This window comes from Halobacterium wangiae (assembly GCF_021249345.1).
Taxonomy (GTDB): domain Archaea; phylum Halobacteriota; class Halobacteria; order Halobacteriales; family Halobacteriaceae; genus Halobacterium; species Halobacterium wangiae.
This window is the reverse complement of the sequence record NZ_CP089588.1, coordinates 818568-836696: the sequence shown is the minus strand read 5'-3', so window position 1 is coordinate 836696 and position 18129 is coordinate 818568. Positions and strand designations below refer to the sequence as shown.

The window sequence follows — 18129 nt, the reverse complement described above, 5'->3', positions numbered from 1 at the left end:
GGGTACCGTCAGTCGACCTGGAATCCCTCGCTCTCGAGGATGTCCCGTGCTCGCTCCGCGTGGTCGCCCTGCACCTCCACGCTCGTCTCCTTGGCCGTGCCGCCGGCCCCGAGTTGCTTCTTCAACATCGTCGCCACCTCGTCGGTGTCGGTTACGTCGGGGTCGAACCCCTCGACGACGGTCATCGGCTTGTCGTACCTGCGGGACTCGACGCGGACGGTCAACACCTGGTCGGCGCGCGCCAGGTCGTCCTCGCCCGGTACGTCCAGCCCCTCGAACGGGTCGTCGTCTGACATACTATCCACTATGCCACCGAGACGCAAAGCCGTTGCCGCGGTGTCTGCCCGCGCGTGGACTGCCAGTATACTTATTGCCAAACGTTACCAAACCACTAGTATGAGCCGGAGACGCTTCCTCGCCACGTCAGCAACCGTCGCGACGCTCGTCCTCGCGGGCTGTGGTGACCCTGGTGACGGTGACGACGGCGGCGGGGACGGCGGCGGCGGTGGTGGCGGGTACGACGTCGACGAACCACAGCCCCTGGGCCCACGAGAGTAGTCTCGGGAACAGTTCGCCGACGTCCTCGCCGAGAGAATAGTGGTCGGTGTCGAGTCGTGCGAGCGCTCTCGGATGGTATCGGCCGAAATCCGACTGTCCGGCGAGCGAGTTACGCGAGTTCCTCGATGCGCTCGACGACGGCTTCCGCGTACTCCGAGGTGGAGAGCTTCGTGCCGCCCTCGATCTGGCGCTCGAGGTCGTAGGTGACCTGGCCGCTGGAGATGGTCTCCTCGACGGCGTCGCGGACGAGTTTGCCTGCGTCCTTCCAGCCCATGTACTCGAGCATCAGCCGGCCCGAGAGGATCATCGCGGTCGGGTTGGCCTTGTCCTTGCCGGCGTGCTTGGGGGCCGAGCCGTGGACCGGTTCCGCGAGACAGCGGGACTCGCCGAAGTTGGCGCCGGGAGCGATGCCGAGGCCGCCGATCTGGGCGCCCGCGGCGTCGGACATGTAGTCACCGTTGAGGTTCATCGTGGCGATGACGTCGTAGTCCGACGTCCGGGTGAGCTGCTGCTGGAGCATGTTGTCGGCGATCCGGTCCTTGACGACTAGCTTGCCCTCGGGCGCTTCGCCGTCGTACTCGTCCCAGAGGGTGTCCTCGGTGATGACGTCCTCGCTGTACTCCTCCTCGGCGACCTCGTAGCCCCAGTCGCGGAACGCGCCCTCGGTGAACTTCATGATGTTCCCCTTGTGGACCAGGGTGACGGAGTCGCGGTCGTTCTCGATGGCGTAGTCGATGGCCTCACGGACGAGGCGTTTCGATCCGAACTCGGTGATGGGCTTGACGCCGATGCCGACCGGGCCGTCGTGGATGGTGGAATCGTACCCCATCTCCTCCTCGACGAACTCCTTGACCTGCTGGACCTCGTCGGTGCCGGCCTCCCACTCGATGCCGGCGTAGACGTCCTCGGTGTTCTCCCGGAACGTCACCATGTCCATCGCCGACGGGTTCTTGACGGGCGAGGGGACGCCGTCGAGGTGGTAGGTCGGTCGCACGTTCGCGTAGAGGTCGAGCGTCTTGCGGAGCGCGACGTTCAGACTGCGGAAGCCGGCGCCGACGGGCGTCGTGAGCGGGCCCTTGATGGCGACGTTGAACTCCTTGATGGCCTCGACCGTGTCGTCGGGGAGGTTCTCGTCGTACTTCTCGCGAGCGGACTCGCCAGCATAGACGCGCATCCACTCGATGTTGCGTCCCGTCGCGTTCGCCGCCGCTTCGAGCACCTTCTGGGCGGCCGGGCCGACGTCCTTCCCGATGCCGTCCCCGTGGATGATGGGGATGATAGGGTCGTCCGGGACGTTGAGTTCGTCCGCCTCCTCGTCGTACGTGATCTGCTCTCCGTTCTCGGGGACAGAGATCTTGTCGTAGCTCATTATCGTTCGAAAACTCGCGGGATGCGCCTAAAAGGACTGCTGTTTGCCGCGGCCTCGCCAAGTATTGCCGCCTCCAGTGGGCGCTCAGCGCTCCGCGGTCGGTCGCACGAAGTCCGCGAGCGTCACGAGTAGCCCCAGCGCCCACCCGACCGGCACCGCGAGCGCGAACCACATCCCGACGTAGGCGACGCCGACGAGGGTGAACTGCGAGCGCAGGAACTCGGCGATTCCGGCGACGGAAAGCGGGTTCTCCAGGAGCCACACGGCGAGACTGTAGCTGTTCGGGAACACCCACTCGCCGAGCGTCGGAGAGTACAGCGCCGCGACGACGGGCGGCAGGAACACGGCGGTGACGCCGAAGGGGTACGCGAACAGCACCGTCGCCAGCCGGCCGTCCCAGCGCGCGAACGCGGTCGCCAGGGCCGCCGAGACGACGGCCACGCCGCCACCGGCGGCCACCGCGACGACGCCCTCCCGGGAGAACTCCAGGAGGTAGACGCCGACGGTGAGCCCGGTCCAGACGAGGGTGGCGACCACCACCACGCCGAGGATGCCGAGCGCGAGCGCGGTGCTGTACAGCCGTCGGCTGTAGAAGCGGACCGTGAACCCGGCGAGCGCGAGCGGGTAGCCGACGGCGAGCGCCACCACGCCGAGGAGCGCCCACAGCCAGTAGGCGAGTCGCTGGGGCACCGTCTCGGGTTTCCACCGGCCGAGCGTCGGGTGGGGGTCGGCCTGACGCGGGAACGCGAGGTCCATCCAGCCGACGTGGAGCCGCCCGAGGTCGGTGCGGAGCTGGGTCCAGAGGCTCGGCGAGGCTGCCGTCTCTCGTCGGTCAGTCCGTTGCTCCGGGGCCATCGGTGTTAGCCAGCTCGTCGCTGGGGTGCGTCTCGGAGCCAGCGCGGCAGTGTCGTCGAGCCGCTCACTGGTCGCGGTGCTCCCCGTTCGCGCGAATCGAGGCGCGGAGCGCCTCGCGTCGCTCGTCCGCGCCGGCTCATATCGGGTCGAGCTTGTCGTCGGCGTCAGTCACGAGGTTCGTGATCTGCTCGTCGCGCCCGCTGGCCTGCTCCTCGATGTTGGACTGGGCGTCGACGGCCTGCTCCTGGAGGCGGTCGATGCGGGGGACCTCGGTCACGTTCGAGAGCAGCACGGTCGCCGAGAGGGAGTCGGCGGACTTCCGCGGGTCGTCGCCCGCGAGTACCTCGACGCTGTCTATCTCGGCCTCGAGCCACTGTCTCGCGCGGACCAGCCCCTTCTGGGAGAGTTCGCTCGGCGGGCCGGAGACGACGATGAGCGCCCGTTCCGCGGACGCCACGTCCGCCGGGCAGGTGAGCCGCGACTGGACCGCCCGCCGGACGAGGCTGTGGACCTTCGTCGCGGAGTTGGCGTTGCCGTCCTCGCTCGACCCGCCCGACCGAACCCGGCTCAACAGCCCCTGTTGGCGCCGCGTCGCGTCGTCGAGTTCCGCCTCCGCGTAGGCGATGGTGCTCACGCCGCCGACGGCCAGCGTCCGGTTGATGTCGCTGGAGTCCATCGCGTTCTCCGACACCGTCGAGCCGTCGTACTCCCCGGCGGCGAGCAGCGTCACCACGCGCTTGGCGATCTCGTAGTTCGTGCGCTCGTAGCCGCCCTCGACCGTGTCGCTGCCCTCCTTCCAGGCGTTGTTGTCGAAGACCATCAGGCCGTCAGTCTGGTCGGCGTACGACTGGACGGAGCGCGCGGCGTTCAGCGACGCTCGGCCGCCCTCGTCGCGGCTCGGGAGGACACCGAGGCCGTACACCGGCTCGTCGTAGCGCTCGCGAAGGATTTCTGCGAGCACCGGGCCGCCCCCGCTCCCGGTGCCGCCCCCGAGGCCGCCGATGACGAGGAACGCGTCGATGTCGTGTAGCGGGACGCCGTCGAGGAACCGCGCGAGCTCCGGTTTGTCCTGTCGCGTGAGCTCCGCGCCCAGCTCGGGGTCGGCGCCCGCACCGTGGCCCTTCGAGCGCTCGTCGGTCTGGCCGATGAGTACGCGGTGGTCCTTCGGGATGTAGTCGATCTTCTTCAGGTCGATGCTCGCCGTGTTGATTACGGCAGTGAACCGGCAGAGAGACCGCCCCGTGTCGGCCTCGTACTCGACGATTCGATCCGCAATCTTGCTCCCTGCGTTCCCGAACCCGATTACTGCCAGCTTCATGGCTTTCCACGGGCCGTGCCACCGCTTTGCTATACACCGGCTACCGACGGCACGACGGCCACCCCGAATCCATACACGCCGCCTAACGTCGACGCCCTGTTGCGGCTCCTGCGGGCGGAAACCGCACCACTAAGGGGCCGCCGTCGGGAGAGTCGGACGTGAAAGTCATCGTCCACGGCGGGGCTGGCAGCGACCCAGAGGAGCCGGCGCCGCGACAGGCGACGCTGAATGATGCGGCTAACGCCGGTGCGAGCGAGGACGACGTGGTGGACGCCGTCGAATCGGCCGTCCGCGTGCTCGAGGCAGACGTCCGGTTCAACGCTGGTACGGGCGGCGCAGTGCAGTCCGACGGCGTGATCCGGACCGATGCGGGGCTGATGACCAGCGACCGACGTGCTGGTGCAGCGGCGTCGATGCCAGGTGTCGAGGCCGCGGTCTCGGTGGCGCGCGCGGTGCTGGAGGAGACGCCGCACGTCCTCCTGAACGGCGTCCACGCGGTCGACTTCGCGGCGGACGTCGGGGTCGAGGTGGAACGGGACCTCTGGAGCGAGGACACCCGCGAGCGCTGGGACGCCCTCGACGACCACCCCGAGGGGACACCGACCGAGCACCTCGCGTGGATACGGGACAAGTTCGGACAGACGGATCCAGGCGGGAGAGACGACAAGGACCACGACACCGTCGGCGCGGTGGCCTACGACGGGGAGCAGTTTGCCGCGGCCACCTCGACGGGCGGCCGCTGGCTCGCACTCGCGGGTCGCGTCGGCGACGTCCCGCAGATCGGCTCCGGGTTCTACGCCGCCCCGGCGGGCGCCGCGTCCGCGACGGGCGCCGGCGAGGACATCGCGAAGACGACGCTCACGCGACGCGCCGTCCGCCACCTCGAATCCGGGCTGGACGCCCAGCGGGCCGCCGAGCGCGCCATCGAGGAGTTCGGCGAGATCACGGGTTCCTCGGCGGGCGTCATCGTCCTCGACAGCGAGGGGAACGCGGGGGAGGCGTTCAACTCGTCGGCGATGCAGACCGCGATAGCCCGAACGGAGTGAGGGCTATCGGAACGTGCGAGCGGCGACCGGGAGCCGCGAGCGTAGCCGAGGAGTGAGCGAACTGCCGAAGCGTTCTTCTACGAGCGCGGGGTAAGCAAGGGTCACAGTCGGTACCCCCGACGGTCCCCCATGCCCGAGCGCCCCATCTACGACGGTTTCTCGAAGACGTCGCTGCTCGACCCCGAGCAGTTACGCGAGCGGACGGACGTGCTGTTCCGGGAGGAGACGGAAGTCGTGAACGACGTCGCCGCGTTCAACGGCCACGAGACGTGGGCGGGTGCCGTCGCCGTGGGCGTGCTGAACGACGACGGTGACCTCCTGCTGGTGAACGCACCGCAGGGCTGGTCGCTCCCCGTGAGTCCAGTGCGCGCGGGCGACGACTGGGCGGCGGTCGCGCGGCGCTGGGTCGCCCAGAAGGCAGGGCTCGCCGTCGACATCGAGCGTCCCGAGCGCGTCAGCCGCACCAGCTACCGGCTCGCGGGGTCCGCGACCAGGCAGACGACGGGCTACGACGTGGTGTTCCGGGCGGCGCCGCTGGACGACGAGACGCCGATGGACTACCTGAACGCGAGACGCGAGTCGGAAGACGGCGACGAGTGGGCGGACGACTGGTTCGACTCGGTCCCGGAGGGCGTCGCGGACGACGAGTTCCGCGCGGACGTCGAGTCGTTCCTGGGCGAGTGAGTGGCGCTGCCGACCGCCCAATCCCGCAACCTCTTTCCCCGGGTCGGGCGAAGTGGCGTGACATGGCAGACAGCGTCGAAGTCGGCTCCGAGGCGTACGAGCAGTACGTCGAGGCCGGCGAGATTCTCACCGACGTACTGGACGCGGCGGCCGACCGCATCGAGGTCGGCGTCACGCAACTCGAGGTCGCGGAGTTCGCCGAGGAGCGCATCCGCGAACTCGGCGGCGAACCCGCCTTCCCCGTGAACATCAGCGTCGACGAGGAGGCGAGCCACGCCGCGCCGGGTGCCGACGACGAGACGGAGTTCGGCGAGGAGATGGTGTGTCTCGACGTCGGCGTCCACGTCGACGGCCACATCGCGGACGCCGCGACCACCGTCGACCTCTCCGGGAACCCCGACCTCGTCGAGGCCGCCGAGTCGGCCCTCGATGCGGCGGTCGACGCCGTCGAACCGGGCGTCCACACGGGCGAGATCGGCGCCGAAATCGAGGCCGCCATCGAGGGGTACGGCTACAATCCGGTCGTGAACCTGACGGGCCACGGGATGGACGTCTACGACGCGCACACCGGGCCGAGCGTGCCGAACCGCGCGGTCGACAGCGGCGTCGAACTACAGGTCGGCGACGTGCTCGCCATCGAGCCGTTCGCCACCACCGGCAGCGGGAAGGTCTCCGAGGGGACGGACACGGAGATCTACGAGGTCGTCGGCGAGGGGTCGGTCCGCGACCGGCGCGCCCGCCAGTTGCTCGAGGACCTCGAGCAGTTCGACGGCCTGCCGTTCGCAGCGCGCTGGCTGGACTCCCCGCGCGCGGAGATGAGCCTCCGGCGACTAGAGATGGCCGACATCGTGCGCTCGTACCCCGTGCTGAAGGAGGCCGAGGGGACGCTTGTGAGCCAGGACGAGCACACAGTCATCGTCACCGAGGACGGCTGCGAGATCACGACGAACTGACGGCCGCGGCGCTGTGCCGACAGTCGGCTGGCGAGCGCGGGGCGGGACCTACGCGTCGTTCATGCGCTGGCTCGTCTCCCGACCGCACTCCCGGCAGGTGACGACTCGGTACGGTTCGCGTGAGTTCGCCGCGTACTCGGCCTGCTCGTTCTCCGTGCGAACCTCGACGCGGACGTCGTGTACCGTCTCCCGACCGCAGTGCTCGCAGTGTTCGGTTCGTCCGTCTGTGCGCGGTGTCTTGCTGGCCATCGGAACCACCCGGGGGTTCCAACGAACTAGCCTCGTAAATAAACTTCCACGACGTTGGATACAACGGGCTGGTACACCGGGCGACTTCACCGAAACACTCCTGTCTCGTGGGGCCGACGCGCCTCCATGGAGCAGGTGTTCGCCCCGTGGCGCATCGAGTGGGTGGAGCGCGAGGAGAAGAACGAGGGCGTGGACTGCGTGTTCTGTGAGTTCCCCGCCAGCGAGGACGACCGCGAGCACCTCGTCGTCGCGCGCTCGGAGCACGCGTTCGTGATGCTGAACAACTACCCCTACAACCCGGGCCACTGCATGGTCGTCCCCCGCGAGCACACCGGCGACTACACCGACCTCTCCCCGGACGTCCTCCTCGACCACGCGCGCCTCAAGCAGGCCACGCTCGACGCGCTCGACGCCGCCTTCGACCCGGACGGCTACAACGCTGGCCTCAACCTCGGGGGCAGCGCGGCAGGCGGCAGCATCGGCGACCACCTCCACACGCACGTCGTGCCGCGCTGGAGCGGCGACACGAACTTCATGCCCGTCGTCGGCGACACGAAGGTCATCGTCGAAGCCCTCGACGACACCTACGACCGTCTCCACGAGGCGTTCGGCGAGCACGCCACCGCCGTCGAGAGCGACGCGGGCGCTCCGCGACTCGCGTTCGACTGAGCACGCGCCCCGTCCTGTCAGGAAAAATTACTTTACCGGGCGTGCCGAGGCCCGGATATGGCCCTCCAGCCAACCAGACGGAGCGTCCTCTGCGGTAGTAGCGTCCTCGCGGCCACCGTTCTCGCCGGCTGTTCGGCGATACCTGGCGTCGGTGGCTCCGGCGACCCGGACGCGGGCACAGACTCCTATGGCGTCCGCCTCCTCAACAAGACCGACCACCCGTACTCGGTCACCATCACCGTCGCGCCACGCGGCAGCGACGAACTGGTCTTCGAGGAGACCGTCGAGAGCGACCCCAGCGAGGACCACGAGTGGGACCAGGTCGTCAGCGGCGAGGGGCTGTACGTCGTAGAGGCGTCCGTCGACGACGACCACTTCCTCCCGGAAGCCGGCAAGCCCCGGCGCACTATCACTGTCGGCACCGAGAACGCCATGGAGGTCCACGACATCCTCGTCGAGGTCGTCCCGACGGAGGTAGAGGGCGTCACCGTGGGCATCCGCTGGGACCTGCCGAACAGTTGAGGCGGCGGGACGCAGATCGAGCGTGGCCCTGGCGGCGTCTCCGTGACGCCAACCGAAAGGCCGAACCTCCCCCGTTGGGAACCAGTGCGTGATGGACCGCACGCGCGCCGTCCGCCGGGTCGGGTTCGTCGTCCTGGTGGCGAACCTCGCGCTGGTCGCCGCGAAGGCCGCCGCGTGGTGGCTCTCCGGCAGCATCGCGGTCGGCTCCGAGGCCGTCAACAGCCTCGCGGACGTCGCGTACTCGCTGGTCGTGCTCGGCGGCCTCTACCTCACCACCCAGCCGCCGGACTTCGAACACCCGCACGGCCACGAGCGCATCGAGCCGTTCGTCTCGCTGGTCGTCGCCCTTGGCGTGCTCGCGGCCGGCGTCGGCGTCATCTGGTCGGCCACCACCTCGCTGCTCTCGGGGGACTACGGGCAGCACGCGGGAGCGGCCGCCATCGTCGTGCTCGTCGGGACGGCGGTCGGGAAGTACGCGCTCTACCGCTACTGCCTCGACGTCGCCGACACCCACCACTCGCCGGCTATCCGAGCCACCGCCCTCGACAACCGCAACGACATCCTTACCGCGAGCGCCGCGCTCGTCGGCGTCCTCGGCTCGGCCGTCGGCTACCCCGTCCTCGACCCGGCGGCCGCCCTCCTCGTCGCCGTCGGCATCCTCTACACGGGCTACGAGATCGTTCGCGACAACGTCAACTACCTCGTCGGCGCCGCGCCGCCCGACGACCTCCGCGAGGACATCCTCGAGCGCGCACTCGCCCACCCGGAGGTCCACGGCGCCCACGACGTCATCGCCCACTACGTCGGTCCGGAGGTCGACGTCAGCCTCCACATCGAGGTCGAGGGCGAGATGACCCTCCACGAGGTCCACGACATCGAGACGGCCATCGTCGAGGACGTCCGCTCCATACCCGAGGTCGACGACGTGTTCGTCCACGTGGACCCACGGGAACTCGGCGAGTGGAAAGAAGAGCAGGAACCGGCGTAACCCTCACCGCTAGCGCTCGTCGTACAGCCGCGCCATCCGGCCGAAGAACAGCCCCATCAGTGGCAGCGCCAGCGCGGTGCCGACAGCTGCCCGAACCGGCCGCCGTCGCACCGCCGCGTGGAGGGTCCACAGGTGGAACGGAGCGACGGCGACCACGAGCAGGAGGTCCAGTGGCGACGACAGGAGGCCGTCGGCCAGCCACGCGCGCTCCCCGAGGACCACGCGGGTCGCCCACGCGCTGTCGTCCGCCGGCTCCGGGAACACCACTGGGTTGACGGCTACGAACGCCAGGACCGCCCCGAGCAGGCGCAGGTCGCGACGGTAGACGGCGAGCACGAACACTGGGTAGGCGGCGACGAACGTCCACACACTCCCGGGGTTCGCGTGGCCGCGCCAGAAGTAGCGGTCGGCGAACGACGAGAGGCGACGGGGCAGCGACGGCATGGTCGCCACGACGTCACATACGACCAAAAACCCGGTCAGTCCACGTACCGCGCGAGCACGTCGACCGCGGTGTCTCCGAGGTGCTGCATGTCCTCGGCCGTGAGGTGGAACTTCGGCTCCCAGTCGTCGGTGCCGAGGTAGTCGCTGACGACGAACATCGCGCCCGCGTCGACGCCGCGGTGGTCCGCGACGGCGAACACCGCCGACGCCTCCATCTCCACCGTGAGCACGCCCTCCGCGGCGTACGTCTCGACCTCCAGATCGGTCTCCCGGTAGAGGGCGTCCGTCGTCCACGACGGCCCGACGTGGTACGGTTCGTCGCGCTCGTCCAGCAGGTCGGTCGTCGCGTCGACGACGGCCTCGGTGGCGTGGGCGTACTTCGCGGACTCGACGTAGTGGTGGCTCGTGCCCTCGTCGCGGACGGCGCTGTCGCAGACGACGAACTCCCCCATCTCCACGGAGCGGTCGAGACAGCCCGTGTACCCGATGGAGAGGAACGTCTCGACGCCGTCGGCGACCAGTTCGTCCATGAGGATGGCCGTCGTGGGAGCCCCGATGCCGAACTCGCCGAGCACGCCGACGCGGCCGTCGGTGTCGTTGAGGACGTAGAGGTCGCCGTAGTACTGCTCGACGAGTTCGCCGTCGTAGGACTCCACGAAGTACTCCATCAGGCTTCGGCTGTAGCAGACGACGACGCCCTCGGGAGGCTCTACGGCGTCGCCGTCGGCGCGCTCGTCGCGGTACTCGTTGTTATGATCGGGCGTCGCGACCGGGTCGGCGTCGTACTTGCCGGGGAGGTTCGGGAACGGCATCCGTCAGGTAAGTCGGTCGACGTGAACAATGAGTGTTTCCCGCCCGTGTCCGACGGTACCACGTCGCTCGTTCCGCCTCAGATTGGTTCGCCGAACGCGTAGACGGTCTGGTGACCGACGACCTCGACCGTCGCGAAGTCCCCGGGTTCGAGGCCGTACTCGCTCGCGTTCTGGACGATGACCTGCCGGTAGCTGTCGTCGTAGCACTTCACGGAGTCGCCAGTCCCCTGCTCGGTGACGAGCACGTTTCGCTCGGTGCCCACCATCTCCTCGTGGGCCTCTGCGACGACGTCCATCTTCAGGTCGGACATCGCCTTCGAGCGGTCCTTCTTCGTCTGGCCGCCCAGCCCCTTCATGTCGGCGGCGTCCGTGCCGGGGCGCTTCGAGAACCGCGTGACGTTAATCTTCTCCGGGCGGGTCTCCCGCAGGAGCGCCATCGACTGCTCGTGGTCGTGGTCGGTCTCGGTGGGGAAGCCGACGATGAAGTCCGTCGACAGCGTCCACTCCTCGAGGTAGTCGTCGAACGTCTCCACGATGTCGACGTACTGGGCGACCTCGTGCTGGCGGCGCATGTCAGCGAGCACGTCGTCGCTGCCGGACTGCACGGGCGCGTGCAGGAAGTTGTAGATCTCGTCGTGCTCGGCGAACACCCGTGCGAGTTCCTCGCGGATGCCGTGGACGCCGCCGGGGTTGGCCATCCCCACGCGGACGCGGAAGTCGCCGTCTATCTCGGTGGCGATGCGCTCGAGCAGTTCGGGGAGCTTCCGCTCGCCCTTGTCCCAGCCGTAGACGCCCGTGTCCTGGCCGGTGATACGGATCTCCTTCGCGCCGGCGTGGACGAGCGCGCGGGCCTTCTCGACGTTCTCCTCGACCGGCGGCGAGTCCACGCGGCCGGTCGCCTGCTTCGTGATGCAGTACGAGCAGTTGCTCATGCAGCCCCGGGCGATGGGGAGGATGCCGATGACGCCGTCCAGAATCGGGTCGGCGTCCGGCGTCGTCGTCGGACACTCCCCGTTCGTGACGGCTTCGGGCACCTCGTCCCAGTGGAGGATCTGGGCGTCGACGTCCTCCGCGCGGAACTCCTCGCCCTGGGCCAGCGCCATACAGCCGGTGACGATGAGGTCCACCGTCTCGCTCTCTAGCTCTTTGGCCCGACGGAGCATGTTGCGCTCCGTCTTCTCGACGACGGTACAGGTGTTGAGGATGGCGACGTCCGCGGCGTCCGGCCCCTCGACCTGGTGGTGGCCGGCGTCGCGGAGGCGCCGCTCGATCTCGCGGCTCTCGCCGCGGTTCGAGGTGCACCCGTACGTCTCGATGTGGTAGCGGGCCATGCGTCGGCAGCACGTTGGCGGCCCGCGAGGAAAAGTAGTGCGAATCCGATTGGCCCACCCGGAATACCCGACTCGGGACCTACGCGGCCGGCGAGAGCAGGAACCACTCCCGCGGGACGGCCGCGAACACTCTGTACAGCATCCTCTGCGCTCCAGATACGAAGCCGTACCGGTGCCGGCTGCCCGGCGAGGTGGGCTGCGTGAGCGTCTCCGACTGCGGCGGGAACGATGCGGACGCGCGGGGTGTGTCTCAACACCCCGGCCGAATACCACAATCGTACCCGTGGGCGGACCTGTTCGAGGACTCCCGCCGAGAAGTCCGAATCGCTGCCCTCCGTCGCATCGTCGAAGCAGACGGCTACGGCGTCCGGTTCTCCGCGCTGGTGAAGCATCTCTACGACCACGACGCCATCCGAAACTCGACCTACGATTACAACCGCCTCAAGGACTTCACGGACGCGCTGGCGCGCCACGACGTGGTACGCATCGAACGCATCGGCCCCCAGGAACGCCCGTGGAACCGGCCACGCTGGGTGTTCCCGACGGCAGAGGCGTTCCAGGCGTTCGAACTCCTCGACGACGCGGAGAAGTTCAATACAGCAAGTAAGCAAAGCCCTCCAACGAGGGACGGAGCGGACACCGAGGAGTCGGCGGCGGAACCGGCGTCGGAGTCGCTGGCGAACGCTCGCGGCCGGTTGAAGCGGCGAGAGGCGCTGGATACGGCCGAGGACTACGAGGGACTGCTGGGTGACTGGGCGGCGAAGCGGCTGGGCCACGAGCGGGGACCGGCAGAGGTGCGGACGGATTCGAAGTACAACACGCTGTCGAGGGCGTTAGCCACTCGCGACCGGGTACTGGATTCGTTCGCGGCGGCGGCCGAGGCGGGCGTGCTGGAGGCGGCGGTCGTGACGCTGACGACCGCGGAGGGGTGGTGCGGGAGTCTCTACGAGGCGGCGGAGTCACTCCCGAAGGACGTGGACCTGTTCAAGGGCAAGGTGAAGCGGGTGCTGGACTTGCCGGGGCGGCCGCCGGTGCTCTGGGTGCTGGACGTCTCGGCGCGCGGACTCCCGCACGTCCACGTAGTGGTGTTCGGGGTGGACGCGGCGGCGCTGGTCGAGCACCGGGCGGACCTGAAGGACTACTGGGCGACCCATCGGGGTCGCGGGCATCAGGTGGAGGTGCAGCCGCTACGCGCGACCGCGACGGGGCCGGGCGCATCCTCGGAGGCGTGGACGTGGGCGGATGCAGCCCCGGAGGACGCGGACGGGTGTTCGCCGGCGGCGTATCTGGCGAAGGGGGCGAACGCGCTCGCGAGTGCGGCGGACCTCGATGCGGGGGAGCGGCGGGCGATGGCGGACGCGCACGGCGCGCTGGGGGACGTGGAGGTGGAGCCGGGTCGGGGGCCGGACCTGCCGGTGGACGTGACGGGCGTCGAGGGTGTGGACGTGCATCCCGCAGCGGCGCGGGTGGGGGCGCTCTTCTGGGCCTTGCCGTGTACTCGCGTGGTGCCGAAGCCGTCGTGGGCGGACGCGCCCGATTCGGTGCCGGCGATTCGCGGTGCGTCGGACCCGGCGGTGCTGGCCGCGGTGGACGACACGGTGACGGAGCACGTAGACGAGTCCCCGGTCGAGGGCGAGGTCGTGGTTGTGGATGCTCCGGTGTGCGAGGTGGTGGTGTCCGCGGTCGGTGGCGGGTTCGGGGTGCGTGCTACGGTGGTGGCGCGAGGGAAGCCGCCTCCGGTGGTGCGAGGGTAGTCGCGGCTGGCGTTGTCTATTGGTACCGGTACTTTTTACCGGTAGATAACGTAACCGCGGGTGTCCGTAGGGACGCCGAGGCGGTCGGTGAGCGGCGTTCCGTGGTGAAGTGGCAGGGGCTACCGGACGGAGGACGAGCGAGCACGAGAACGAGCACGAGAACGAGCACGAGAACGAGCACGAGAAGGACGAAAACGAGGATACGAAAAATGACGGAACACGACGAACGGCGAGAGAGAGACGACGTACTGGCGGACCTGCGAGAGGTCCGGGAGCAGGCGCGGTACAAGACGTTCGGCGACGGACGGATTCGAGACGTTGAGCGCGAGGACATCCGCATCAAGTACCACCGGCTCACCGTGCAGGCCGCAAATGCAGAACGCAGGCTGCTGAAGGACCGGGACATGGACGACCTCCGGGAGCGCATCGAGGCCTTGGAGGAAAAGCCCGCGGCGACGCCCGGGGTCCGGCGATGAGTCGGGACCTCACCGAGCGCGTCGAGGACCTGGAGGCCACGTACGACGCGTCCTACGAGGACGTTGCCGTGAGCGACCTGTACATGTTCCAGTTACGGAACTGCCACGCGAGGGACAACGGCGAGCCGGAACCACATCCCGGCGCTGCCGACGCGTATCTGGAGCGGCTCCGCGCGGCCAAGGAGGCCCGCGAAGCCCACGAGGCGAAGTCGGGGCCGACCGGCGACTCCCACACGGCGGGCGAGTCGGAGGGTACTGAGAGCGCGCCTGGTAGCGCTGAGAGCGACGGGGCCGAGGAGGCGAGCGACGATGACTGACGGCGAGGAGCACACGCCCCCGTCGCTGGGTCAGGCGCGAGCAATAGCAGCCGCACGCGGGGAGTCGGTCGGCCCGCTTCGTACGCACTGCGGCTGCGGGTGCGGAACCGGCACCGTTCACACGGCGACCGGCGACGAGGAGCACGACCCAGGCGCGGACACGGAGAGCGAGGCGGACAGGGCGGCGAGCACGGCGAACGACAGCGACCAGCAGACCACTACTTCCATGAACGACGACGAGCACGAGCACGAGCACGAGCACACCCACAATGACTACGGCGAGCACGACGGCGAGCACGCGGTCGACCAGACCGACGAGGACGACGAGGAGGTGCGCGTTTTCAAGAGCGCGGCCGAGCGTGAGGCGGCCGTGGCGGCCCTGAAGGAGGACGGGACGGAGATACCGGAGAAGGAGAAGGGCGTGTTCCTCTCGGCCCACGTCGTGGGGTGGCGGCCCGAGGAGTGCGACTGCATAGACGCACTCTGCTACCACGCGGCGGCGCGGGTCCGGGGGGTGGACCCCGAGGTTGTCAGGCGGGAGAACGAGACGGCGGTGGACGCGGACCCCCGGTATATCTACGACGGCGGCGAGGAGGCGGACCCGACGACGAACGCGGACGTGGCGACGGGGACGCGGTCCTCGTGGGCGGCCCGGAAGGAGGCGGAGGCCGACGACGAGCAGCGCGTAAACTACGCGGCGGTCCCGGGGCCGTTCTCCCGGTCGAACGCCGCGGGCGACGACGAGGACGACTGGCCCGCTGGCGGGCGGTCGGCGTGGGAACGAAAACAGGCAGGGCTCCCGCAGGAGCCGGACGAGGAGGTTCCCGTGGGTGGCCGGTCGGCGTACGAGGCGCGGGCGACGTTGGTTGAACAGCGATACCCGCTGCTCGTTGCCCGGTACGCGGAGGCCGAGGAGGAGCGGCGGAACGCGGTGGCGCGGAAGAAAGGCAAGTCGGACTGAGCGGCGTCGCGCGGTGGTGAGGGGCGCTCACCGCTGTTTTTGTGGTGGCTCCTGGGCTTCACACCTCAGCGCCAGTCGTGGAGCCGATACCGCAGCCCCGCGAGCCCTGTGAGCGCACTCGGCGGTACCCCCTACTTCTTCCTACATGGCTGCTGTAGGGGGACGGCATGAGTGTCATCGTTGAGTTCACGATTCCGGACGAGGAGTTCCTGCTCGGAGAGGTGCTGGCGGAGCCGGCGGGGCAGGCAGGGCTGCGCATCGAACTCGAACGCCTCGTCCCGACCGGCGATGCAGTCATCCCTTTCCTATGGGTGCATGGCGAGAACTACGAGGCGTTCGAGAAGCACATCAACGAGAATCCCGTCATCGGCAGGTTCGACGCCCTCGACCGGGCCGACGACTGGGTGCTCTACCGCGTCGAGTGGGCTGACGAGCCGTTCAGTCTGCTGGAAATCATCACCCAGAGCGGTGGTGCTATCCTCGAAGGCTTCGGAAATAACGGCTGGGCATTCCGCGTTCGGTTCCGCGACCACGACGCACTCTCGACGTTCTACAATCTCTGCACTGGGCAGGACATCGACATCCACATCGAGCGGTCGTACACGCTCACCGAGAAGACGAAGTTCGGCCACCGGTTCGACCTCACCCAGGACCAGCGCGAGGCGCTCGTCTTGGCGCTCCAGGAGGGCTACTTCCAGACGCCCCGGGGGACCTCACTCGCCGACCTCGCCGACAAACTCGGGATTTCCGAGCAGGCCGTCTCGAATCGGATTCGCCGCGGCAACGAGAAGGTCCTCAAACAGGCGTTGCTCTCCTCGGCAGCGGATTTCCGGTGACACGCTCCATCCCGCCACCCACGCTTATAAAAAGAGGTTGACTGTTCAACGATAGGCCCTACCCGGAGTTGAGGACTAAAACGTTCCATGTCCACTCACCCCTTCACGACGGGGGGCGATACGGCGACCATGAGTCGATTGCACGCGGCGCTCGCGAGCGACCAGCGACGGCTCGTGCTGGCCTACTTTGAGCGGACGGGGGAGGCCACGGCATCGCTGGACGACCTCACTGCGTTCCTCGCCACGCAGCAGGCCGACACCGAGCGCGAGCACGTCCGGAAGAACCTCCACCACCGTGACTTGCCGAAGTTAGCCGACCAGGGCCTCATCGACTACGACGCCCGGTCAGCCACGGTCCGGTACTGGGGCGCTCCCACAGTAGTCCCAGCGGACGAATGGTCGCAGTATCTCACTCGCGGCGTGGTGGCGTAATGGAGATGCTGATGTGCCGGGCGTGTGGCGAGTTCACCCGAGGCAAGAAGCAGGACGGCGAGTTTGTGCCGGGAGTTGAAGCGTGTCCGGACTGTGGGGGCGTGGAGTTCAAGCACAACGACACGGGGACGATTGTCCGCACCGACGACTGAGGGGGCAGGTGGCGGCGTGATTTGACGGACTGAGCGATTCGGTGGCGCCAGCCCTCCCGCCACGCTCCGTCCGTGGCGTCGGGTTCTCGATTGGTCGGGCCGAGTGCGAGAACGGCTGAGCGGGCCGTGTGGCGCGGGCTCGCCGCAATGCCGAGAACCCGTCAGAACCGAGTAGTCCGGGGTGCGACCGTGGCCGGCGCGACGCTTCGGCCCGTTTGGTCGGTCGACTACTGAACACCTGATTGTGATGGAGATGTGCATACTTAGCGGTGCGATTCGATTTTGATGACTGGATTTCCGTTTTTGTCGGCGACGATAGTCGCGGTCGTCGAATCCGCCTCGAACTGGAGGGTCATCTTGAGATTGTTCTGTTGAAAGAGCCCGTCGAGTGCGTCTGCATTAATATCGTCACTGATGACCCACTTTTGCTCGATTACATCCTCGTGGTGTGCCTCTGCAACCGCCGTGACGACTGCTGTGCTTAGCGGTTCATCCTCATTCGGCTCGTAGAAGAACTCCTGTGTATCTCTCACGCACGCTATTTGGACCGTCAACGGGAAACCCGCTCTTGCCAGTATACGACCCGGTAGTTGCCTGCGGTCGCAGTTTACACGTTTCCAGTGAAGTCCCCGCGTCTTGCCAGCCATCCCATTGACCCAGATTCGGAACGGCGTGAAAATCACTGGCGTTCATTCGTGCGTGTCCCTTAAGAGGTGGTGATGAACAACCGAATAGGCACGGGAATACCACCAGTACCACACGCTCTCCCTCCGACCCCGGATGTAGCGAATACCGAATGGGGCGAAACCAATGAGCGAGAGGCGCTCCACTACGACGCAGAAACAAACACGTACTGGGCGAAACTCGGGAGCCATCCTGAGTGCGTCGCACTGGAAGTCGTCTCCGCTGTTGCGACGGTTTCGAACACGGAGCCGTTGAAGTTGCCCCCAGTCTACTACGACATTGGCTCAGACGCACACGACGCGCTGGTCGACCTGATGATAACGGAGGCAGCACTCGGAGAGATGCACGTCTCCGTGACGTACGTTGACTACGAGGTAACGGTCCACGCCGACGGTATCATCTGTATTCGACCACCCCCAGAGGAGTCGACTAAGGCCCGGTGACCATGGTGTCTGAGTACATCGCCTGTCGGGACTGTGGGTTCGTGCTGCTCGGCACGAATACGACCGACCCCACTCCAAGGCGCGTTGATGCCTGCCCTGGGTGTGGCGGCACTAACTTCCGCTTCACTGAGCAGTAGGTATCTCTGGACTGAGTCGTGCCCCCATAATCCTGCGGAAGAAGAGACTCTCGCACTGGGCGGAGCGGAGATTCGGGCGTCGCTGCCCGCACCACCCCATATCTTCTTCCGGCGAGGGCTGGAGGACGACTGCCGTAGC

At 67.9% G+C, this 18129-nt stretch carries 24 protein-coding genes; 15 read left to right on the top strand and 9 right to left on the bottom strand.

Annotated elements, in window-relative coordinates; all coding sequences use genetic code 11:
- Positions 1–8: 8 nt before the first annotated feature.
- Complete coding sequence (locus LT965_RS04540; protein WP_232702832.1) at positions 9–296, bottom strand: SUI1 family translation initiation factor; 288 nt, start codon at positions 294–296, stop codon at positions 9–11.
- A 100-nt stretch (positions 297–396) separates the two neighbouring features.
- Here LT965_RS04540 and LT965_RS04535 point away from each other — a divergent pair, with 100 nt between their 5' ends.
- On the top strand, positions 397–558 hold the full coding sequence (locus tag LT965_RS04535; protein ID WP_232702831.1) for a hypothetical protein: 162 nt from the start codon (positions 397–399) through the stop codon (positions 556–558).
- 109 nt (positions 559–667) lie between these two features.
- On the opposite strand, the gene icd is transcribed toward LT965_RS04535, so the two are convergent.
- From icd to LT965_RS04520, 3 genes are all read right to left on the bottom strand, one after another.
- Complete coding sequence (gene icd, locus LT965_RS04530; protein WP_232702830.1) at positions 668–1927, bottom strand: isocitrate dehydrogenase (NADP(+)); 1260 nt, start codon at positions 1925–1927, stop codon at positions 668–670.
- Positions 1928–2011: 84 nt separating this feature from the next.
- The gene (locus LT965_RS04525) at positions 2012–2683 is read right to left on the bottom strand and encodes a hypothetical protein (protein ID WP_349292083.1); all 672 of its coding nucleotides are present in this window, start codon (positions 2681–2683) and stop codon (positions 2012–2014) included.
- Between the two features lie 235 nt (positions 2684–2918).
- Positions 2919–4100, bottom strand: a complete 1182-nt coding sequence (locus LT965_RS04520) for a tubulin/FtsZ family protein (RefSeq protein ID WP_232702828.1) — start codon at positions 4098–4100, stop codon at positions 2919–2921.
- 158 nt (positions 4101–4258) lie between these two features.
- On the opposite strand from LT965_RS04520, the gene LT965_RS04515 reads away from it, so the two are divergent.
- The 3 genes from LT965_RS04515 (at position 4259) to map (ending at position 6783) form a co-directional block, all read left to right on the top strand.
- The gene (locus tag LT965_RS04515; RefSeq protein WP_232702827.1) at positions 4259–5146 is read left to right on the top strand and encodes an isoaspartyl peptidase/L-asparaginase; all 888 of its coding nucleotides are present in this window, start codon (positions 4259–4261) and stop codon (positions 5144–5146) included.
- Between the two features lie 129 nt (positions 5147–5275).
- Positions 5276–5830 (top strand): NUDIX hydrolase, encoded by a 555-nt coding sequence (locus tag LT965_RS04510; RefSeq protein ID WP_232702826.1) that lies wholly within the window; start codon positions 5276–5278, stop codon positions 5828–5830.
- Between the two features lie 62 nt (positions 5831–5892).
- Positions 5893–6783 carry a type II methionyl aminopeptidase gene (gene map, locus LT965_RS04505; RefSeq protein WP_232702825.1) on the top strand — a complete coding sequence of 297 codons (891 nt, stop codon included), beginning with the start codon at positions 5893–5895 and terminating at the stop codon, positions 6781–6783.
- A gap of 48 nt (positions 6784–6831) precedes the next feature.
- Here map and LT965_RS04500 read toward each other — a convergent pair whose 3' ends face one another.
- Positions 6832–7032 carry a DUF7835 family putative zinc beta-ribbon protein gene (locus LT965_RS04500; protein ID WP_232702824.1) on the bottom strand — a complete coding sequence of 67 codons (201 nt, stop codon included), beginning with the start codon at positions 7030–7032 and terminating at the stop codon, positions 6832–6834.
- A gap of 126 nt (positions 7033–7158) precedes the next feature.
- On the opposite strand from LT965_RS04500, the gene LT965_RS04495 reads away from it, so the two are divergent.
- From LT965_RS04495 to LT965_RS04485, 3 genes are all read left to right on the top strand, one after another.
- Positions 7159–7701 carry an HIT family protein gene (locus tag LT965_RS04495; RefSeq protein ID WP_232702823.1) on the top strand — a complete coding sequence of 181 codons (543 nt, stop codon included), beginning with the start codon at positions 7159–7161 and terminating at the stop codon, positions 7699–7701.
- 57 nt (positions 7702–7758) lie between these two features.
- The gene (locus tag LT965_RS04490) at positions 7759–8223 is read left to right on the top strand and encodes a hypothetical protein (RefSeq protein WP_232702822.1); all 465 of its coding nucleotides are present in this window, start codon (positions 7759–7761) and stop codon (positions 8221–8223) included.
- Positions 8224–8314: 91 nt separating this feature from the next.
- Entirely contained in the window at positions 8315–9211 is an 897-nt protein-coding gene (locus LT965_RS04485) for a cation diffusion facilitator family transporter (protein ID WP_232702821.1), read from the top strand.
- Between the two features lie 9 nt (positions 9212–9220).
- On the opposite strand, the gene LT965_RS04480 is transcribed toward LT965_RS04485, so the two are convergent.
- From LT965_RS04480 to LT965_RS04470, 3 genes are all read right to left on the bottom strand, one after another.
- Positions 9221–9655, bottom strand: a complete 435-nt coding sequence (locus LT965_RS04480; protein WP_232702820.1) for a DUF6653 family protein — start codon at positions 9653–9655, stop codon at positions 9221–9223.
- Between the two features lie 35 nt (positions 9656–9690).
- Positions 9691–10467: a nucleoside phosphorylase gene (locus LT965_RS04475; protein WP_232702819.1), complete on the bottom strand. Its 777-nt coding sequence runs from the start codon at positions 10465–10467 to the stop codon at positions 9691–9693.
- A 77-nt stretch (positions 10468–10544) separates the two neighbouring features.
- The gene (locus tag LT965_RS04470) at positions 10545–11798 is read right to left on the bottom strand and encodes a tRNA (N(6)-L-threonylcarbamoyladenosine(37)-C(2))-methylthiotransferase (protein ID WP_232702818.1); all 1254 of its coding nucleotides are present in this window, start codon (positions 11796–11798) and stop codon (positions 10545–10547) included.
- 200 nt (positions 11799–11998) lie between these two features.
- Here LT965_RS04470 and LT965_RS04465 point away from each other — a divergent pair, with 200 nt between their 5' ends.
- The 7 genes from LT965_RS04465 (at position 11999) to LT965_RS04435 (ending at position 16726) form a co-directional block, all read left to right on the top strand.
- Positions 11999–13552 carry a hypothetical protein gene (locus LT965_RS04465; protein ID WP_232702817.1) on the top strand — a complete coding sequence of 518 codons (1554 nt, stop codon included), beginning with the start codon at positions 11999–12001 and terminating at the stop codon, positions 13550–13552.
- A gap of 209 nt (positions 13553–13761) precedes the next feature.
- Entirely contained in the window at positions 13762–14028 is a 267-nt protein-coding gene (locus LT965_RS04460; RefSeq protein WP_232702816.1) for a DUF8136 domain-containing protein, read from the top strand.
- A complete protein-coding gene (locus LT965_RS04455) occupies positions 14025–14345 on the top strand; it encodes a hypothetical protein (protein WP_232702815.1) in 321 nt (106 codons plus the stop codon). Before LT965_RS04460 ends, LT965_RS04455 begins: the two co-directional genes overlap by 4 nt.
- Entirely contained in the window at positions 14338–15306 is a 969-nt protein-coding gene (locus tag LT965_RS04450) for a hypothetical protein (RefSeq protein WP_232702814.1), read from the top strand. The genes LT965_RS04455 and LT965_RS04450 overlap by 8 nt, the downstream gene beginning before the upstream one ends.
- A gap of 167 nt (positions 15307–15473) precedes the next feature.
- On the top strand, positions 15474–16142 hold the full coding sequence (locus tag LT965_RS04445; protein WP_232702813.1) for a helix-turn-helix domain-containing protein: 669 nt from the start codon (positions 15474–15476) through the stop codon (positions 16140–16142).
- Positions 16143–16271: 129 nt separating this feature from the next.
- Positions 16272–16574: a DUF7344 domain-containing protein gene (locus LT965_RS04440; RefSeq protein ID WP_232702812.1), complete on the top strand. Its 303-nt coding sequence runs from the start codon at positions 16272–16274 to the stop codon at positions 16572–16574.
- Positions 16574–16726: a hypothetical protein gene (locus LT965_RS04435; RefSeq protein ID WP_232702811.1), complete on the top strand. Its 153-nt coding sequence runs from the start codon at positions 16574–16576 to the stop codon at positions 16724–16726. The genes LT965_RS04440 and LT965_RS04435 overlap by 1 nt, the downstream gene beginning before the upstream one ends.
- A 263-nt stretch (positions 16727–16989) precedes the next feature.
- Here the strand turns inward: LT965_RS04435 and LT965_RS04430 are convergent, their stop codons facing one another.
- Positions 16990–17259 carry a HalOD1 output domain-containing protein gene (locus LT965_RS04430; protein WP_232702810.1) on the bottom strand — a complete coding sequence of 90 codons (270 nt, stop codon included), beginning with the start codon at positions 17257–17259 and terminating at the stop codon, positions 16990–16992.
- 186 nt (positions 17260–17445) lie between these two features.
- Here LT965_RS04430 and LT965_RS04425 point away from each other — a divergent pair, with 186 nt between their 5' ends.
- Complete coding sequence (locus LT965_RS04425) at positions 17446–17853, top strand: HalOD1 output domain-containing protein (RefSeq protein WP_232702809.1); 408 nt, start codon at positions 17446–17448, stop codon at positions 17851–17853.
- Positions 17854–18129 lie beyond the last annotated feature (276 nt).

Bases quoted from the DNA above. Each gene is read 5' to 3' on its own strand.
- LT965_RS04540 (WP_232702832.1), bottom strand. From the start codon at position 296: ATGTCAGACGACGACCCGTTCGAGGGGCTGGACGTACCGGGCGAGGAC.
- LT965_RS04535 (WP_232702831.1), top strand. From the start codon at position 397: ATGAGCCGGAGACGCTTCCTCGCCACGTCAGCAACCGTCGCGACGCTC.
- icd (WP_232702830.1), bottom strand. From the start codon at position 1,927: ATGAGCTACGACAAGATCTCTGTCCCCGAGAACGGAGAGCAGATCACG.
- LT965_RS04525 (WP_349292083.1), bottom strand. From the start codon at position 2,683: ATGGACCTCGCGTTCCCGCGTCAGGCCGACCCCCACCCGACGCTCGGC.
- LT965_RS04520 (WP_232702828.1), bottom strand. From the start codon at position 4,100: ATGAAGCTGGCAGTAATCGGGTTCGGGAACGCAGGGAGCAAGATTGCG.
- LT965_RS04510 (WP_232702826.1), top strand. From the start codon at position 5,276: ATGCCCGAGCGCCCCATCTACGACGGTTTCTCGAAGACGTCGCTGCTC.
- map (WP_232702825.1), top strand. From the start codon at position 5,893: ATGGCAGACAGCGTCGAAGTCGGCTCCGAGGCGTACGAGCAGTACGTC.
- LT965_RS04500 (WP_232702824.1), bottom strand. From the start codon at position 7,032: ATGGCCAGCAAGACACCGCGCACAGACGGACGAACCGAACACTGCGAG.
- LT965_RS04495 (WP_232702823.1), top strand. From the start codon at position 7,159: ATGGAGCAGGTGTTCGCCCCGTGGCGCATCGAGTGGGTGGAGCGCGAG.
- LT965_RS04490 (WP_232702822.1), top strand. From the start codon at position 7,759: ATGGCCCTCCAGCCAACCAGACGGAGCGTCCTCTGCGGTAGTAGCGTC.
- LT965_RS04485 (WP_232702821.1), top strand. From the start codon at position 8,315: ATGGACCGCACGCGCGCCGTCCGCCGGGTCGGGTTCGTCGTCCTGGTG.
- LT965_RS04480 (WP_232702820.1), bottom strand. From the start codon at position 9,655: ATGCCGTCGCTGCCCCGTCGCCTCTCGTCGTTCGCCGACCGCTACTTC.
- LT965_RS04475 (WP_232702819.1), bottom strand. From the start codon at position 10,467: ATGCCGTTCCCGAACCTCCCCGGCAAGTACGACGCCGACCCGGTCGCG.
- LT965_RS04470 (WP_232702818.1), bottom strand. From the start codon at position 11,798: ATGGCCCGCTACCACATCGAGACGTACGGGTGCACCTCGAACCGCGGC.
- LT965_RS04460 (WP_232702816.1), top strand. From the start codon at position 13,762: ATGACGGAACACGACGAACGGCGAGAGAGAGACGACGTACTGGCGGAC.
- LT965_RS04455 (WP_232702815.1), top strand. From the start codon at position 14,025: ATGAGTCGGGACCTCACCGAGCGCGTCGAGGACCTGGAGGCCACGTAC.
- LT965_RS04450 (WP_232702814.1), top strand. From the start codon at position 14,338: ATGACTGACGGCGAGGAGCACACGCCCCCGTCGCTGGGTCAGGCGCGA.
- LT965_RS04445 (WP_232702813.1), top strand. From the start codon at position 15,474: ATGAGTGTCATCGTTGAGTTCACGATTCCGGACGAGGAGTTCCTGCTC.
- LT965_RS04440 (WP_232702812.1), top strand. From the start codon at position 16,272: ATGAGTCGATTGCACGCGGCGCTCGCGAGCGACCAGCGACGGCTCGTG.
- LT965_RS04435 (WP_232702811.1), top strand. From the start codon at position 16,574: ATGGAGATGCTGATGTGCCGGGCGTGTGGCGAGTTCACCCGAGGCAAG.
- LT965_RS04425 (WP_232702809.1), top strand. From the start codon at position 17,446: ATGAACAACCGAATAGGCACGGGAATACCACCAGTACCACACGCTCTC.